Source organism: Mesorhizobium sp. M7A.F.Ca.CA.002.04.1.1 (assembly GCF_004022805.1).
GTDB classification, from domain to species: domain Bacteria; phylum Pseudomonadota; class Alphaproteobacteria; order Rhizobiales; family Rhizobiaceae; genus Mesorhizobium; species Mesorhizobium ciceri.
In genome coordinates, this window is sequence record NZ_RZPL01000609.1 from 1 (window position 1) to 3,531 (window position 3,531).

Here is a 3,531-nt window from a genome sequence, read left to right on the forward strand (position 1 = left end):
TCAATGTGCAGGTCAGCGTCGCCGTCAACGCCTGGTATGGGCCTTTCTTCGACTATGTGCAGGGGCTGATGTCGGGGACTGGAAAGTCGACCAACAGCGAATTTTATATCGGATTGGCTGATTTTTCGTGGCTCGCCCTGGTCGGCATGAATGTGCAGGTGGTCAACGCCTTCATCGTCAGTCACTGGATCTTCCGTTGGCGCACGGCGATGAACAACTACTTCGTCGAGAATTGGGGCAGGCTACGCCATATCGAGGGTGCCTCGCAGCGCATCCAGGAAGACACGATGCGGTTCTCGCAGATCATGGAAGATCTCGGCTCCAGCTTCGTCCAGTCGATTATGACGTTGATCGCATTCCTGCCGGTCATGATCCAGTTGCAGGCCCATATCACCGAGTTGCCGATTATCGGCGCGATTCCACAGCCATTGGTTGTCGCAGCCCTTGCCTGGTGTCTGTTCGGGACGATCTCGGTCATGGTTGCAGGTCTGAAACTTCCAGGGCTGCAGTTCCGCAACCAGCGCGTTGAGGCAGCCTACCGCAAGGAACTCGTCTACGGCGAGGATCACGCGGACCGGGCCCAGCCGGCCACCACGGCCGAGCTGTTCGAGAATGTTCGCCACAATTATTTCAGGCTCTATTTCCACTACATCTATTTCAACGTCGTCCGTTACACCTACCTGCAGGCCGACAACATTTTCTCGCTGCTGATCCTCGGTCCCTCGCTGGTGGCGCACAAGATCACGTTCGGCGCGCTGAACCAGATTTCGAACGCATTCGGCAAGGTGACCGGTTCACTGCAGTTTCTGCTCACCTCCTGGTCGACCATCGTCGAGCTGCAATCGGTCCACAAGCGCCTGCGCGCCTTCGAGGCGACGCTGCAAGGCGAGCCGCTGCCCGATATCGACCAGCGCTATCTGGCAAGGCAGGGCGCTGAGGATCCGGCCTAAAGATCGAGGTTGGAAACGAACCGGGTTGGCGGCTCAGCCGCCGACCGAGACCTGCCTCTGGCCGGCATCCTGGCGCGAAACATAATCGCGAAAACTGATGCATTCGACATCGGCCTTGACGCAGACCTCGCCGGCAAAGCGCTCCAGCGCGTTCCAGTAGGCGCCGTCATTCATCAGCGCGAAGTGGAAGCCGAGCTCCAGCGGAATGCGCTTGCCGGCATACTGCTTGTCGAAGGCGGCGCGGAAGGCATCATAGGTCCGGTTGGCGAACTCGCCCGCTTGGCTTGGCCGTTCGAAGCCGCCGGAATGCCTGACATAGAGATTGTAGTCCATGGCGATCACCGGCCGTGACTTCGGTCCTTCTGGAATCTGCGGCAGCGAAAAGTGCATGACGCCGTTGCTGGCCGTCGGTCGGGCGGGGCCCTGCGAGACGCCGCTGGCGTCGAATTGATAGCCGGCGGCCGGCAGCGCTTCATAGAGCGCCTTGCCCGTCGACAGATACGGCGCGCGAAAACCGACAACCGCATGCCGTGCGAAATCGCGCCAGCCCTCAGGCTCGGGCGCAATGCCGTTGATGGCATAGGCGTTCTCGAGAATGTGCTCGAACGAACCGAACTCTTTCAGCCAGTCGGCCTTGCTCCAGTCCTTGCCGTCGAAATGGCCGCAGCCATGGCTGGCGATGTCGTGGCCCTCATGCGCGGCAAGCCCGATCTGCTCGAGCCGGTCGGTGACTTCCTGTTTCGAGGCGGCAAAGCCGATATTGGATTTCCCGGCGCTTCTGCCGGGTGCGGTGTATTCCTTGCGTGTTTCCGTCGACAGCAGGAAGACGCAGGACAGAAAATAGGTGAAATGTGCCCCGGTGCGCTCAGCCAGTGCTCGACTGCGCTTCCACTGCGAAATGTCGCGGGCGCTGTCGAACGAGATGATGACGACCTGCTTGGGCTTTGCCGGCACCGGTGGCGCGGGCGGGTCGGCCAGAGCCACGCCGGCAGTGACGAGCGCGGCAAGCGAAAACGCAACAACGCGGAACGGACGAAGCATAGGAATCTGATCTTAACTCGGGGAACGTCTGCAAGCCGGCTATCGCCTAAATGTGGCGCGGGTGCGATGGGCCTCTTCGGCTGCTCGTCCGGGGCAAACATCCGTTTGCCCCGGACAATAGCGATTTTCCGGTCGAACCCCTTCCATGCCGGCAAAATTTCGCTAAAACGCGGGCTGACAAAGGCCCGACCGGGCAGGAATGGTTTGATTTGATGTCCGACGACAGTTTTATCCGTGAAGTCAACGACGAGATCCGTCGCGAACAGGCGCAGGCGCTGTGGGACCGTTTTGGCCCAGCCCTGATTGTCGTTGCGATCCTCGTGGTGCTCGGCACCGCAGCCTTCGTCGGCTATCGCTATTGGGACGAGACGCGCGCCAACCGCTCGGGCGATGCGTTCTCGCAGGCGCTGAAGCTTGCCAATGACGGCAAGAACGATGAGGCGCTGACCGCGCTCGATCAGTTGGAGAAGGATGGCTACGGCGCCTATCCGCTGCTCGCACGCATGCGCGGCGCGACCGTCAAGGCGAACAAGGGCGACGTTCCCGCCGCCGTCAAGGATTTCGACGAAGTCGCCGCCGACACGGCCATTCCCCAGAGCATTCGCGACATGGCGCGGCTGCGGGCAGCGCTGCTGCTCGTCGACCATGGCTCGTTCGCCGACGTGTCCAGCCGTATCGAAGCGCTGACATCCGACACCAACACGCTGCGCCACACGGCGCGCGAGGCGCTCGGCCTTTCCGCCTGGAAGGAAGGCAAGACGCAGGATGCGCTGAAACTGTTCGACCAGATCGCCGCCGATGACGGCGCCCCGCGCAACACCCGCGAGCGCGCAACATTGATGTCCGAGCTGATCCGCGGGTCGGGCAGTGCGTCGTGACCTTCAAAGTCGCCATCATCGGCAGACCTAACGTCGGCAAATCGACTCTCTTCAATCGGCTGGTGGGAAGAAAGCTGGCGCTTGTCGACGACACGCCGGGCGTCACCCGCGACCGTCGCGTCCACGCCGCCAAGCTCTACGACCTGCATTTCGATGTCATCGACACCGCCGGCTTCGAGGACGCTGGTGCCTCGACCTTGCCCGGCCGCATGCGTGCGCAGACCGAGATCGCTATCCGCGAGGCCGACCTGATCTTCTTCACCATCGATGCCAAGTCCGGCCTTTTGCCTGACGACAGGACCTTCGCCGAGATCGTGCGCAAGTCCGGCAAGCCGGTCGTGCTGGTCGCCAACAAGGCCGAGGCGAAGGGCGCCCAGGGCGGTATGCTGGAAGCCTGGGAGCTCGGCCTTGGCGAGCCGATCCCGGTTTCGGCCGAGCATGGCCAGGGCATGCCCGATTTGCGCGACGCCGTGATCGGCGCGCTCGGCGAAGCGCGCGCCTTCGGCGAAGACGAAGATGGCGAAGACGAAGAGATCGCTGCCGGCGAGGTGCTGATCGGCGAGGATATCGCCGATCCGGATGCCGAGCACACCTATGACGACACCAAACCGATGCGCATCGCCGTCGTCGGCCGTCCCAATGCCGGCAAGTCGACGCTGATC

Annotated in this window: 4 protein-coding genes; 3 read left to right on the forward strand and 1 reads right to left on the reverse strand. The window is 62.2% G+C overall.

Features of this window, described 5'->3' with window-relative positions; translation table 11 throughout:
- A partial coding sequence (gene sbmA, locus ENZ75_RS25225) for a peptide antibiotic transporter SbmA (RefSeq protein WP_128278396.1) occupies nucleotides 1-950 on the forward strand: 950 nt, incomplete at its 5' end.
- A 33-nt stretch (nucleotides 951-983) separates the two neighbouring features.
- On the opposite strand, the gene ENZ75_RS25230 is transcribed toward sbmA, so the two are convergent.
- Nucleotides 984-1,991, reverse strand: a complete 1,008-nt coding sequence (locus tag ENZ75_RS25230; protein ID WP_013532850.1) for a polysaccharide deacetylase — start codon at nucleotides 1,989-1,991, stop codon at nucleotides 984-986.
- 212 nt (nucleotides 1,992-2,203) lie between these two features.
- On the opposite strand from ENZ75_RS25230, the gene ENZ75_RS25235 reads away from it, so the two are divergent.
- Both ENZ75_RS25235 and ENZ75_RS25240 read left to right on the forward strand, forming a co-directional pair.
- Complete coding sequence (locus tag ENZ75_RS25235) at nucleotides 2,204-2,869, forward strand: tetratricopeptide repeat protein (RefSeq protein WP_063167646.1); 666 nt, start codon at nucleotides 2,204-2,206, stop codon at nucleotides 2,867-2,869.
- Nucleotides 2,866-3,531 (forward strand): GTPase (locus ENZ75_RS25240; protein WP_128278397.1); only part of this gene is annotated, 666 nt, incomplete at its 3' end. The genes ENZ75_RS25235 and ENZ75_RS25240, both read left to right, overlap by 4 nt.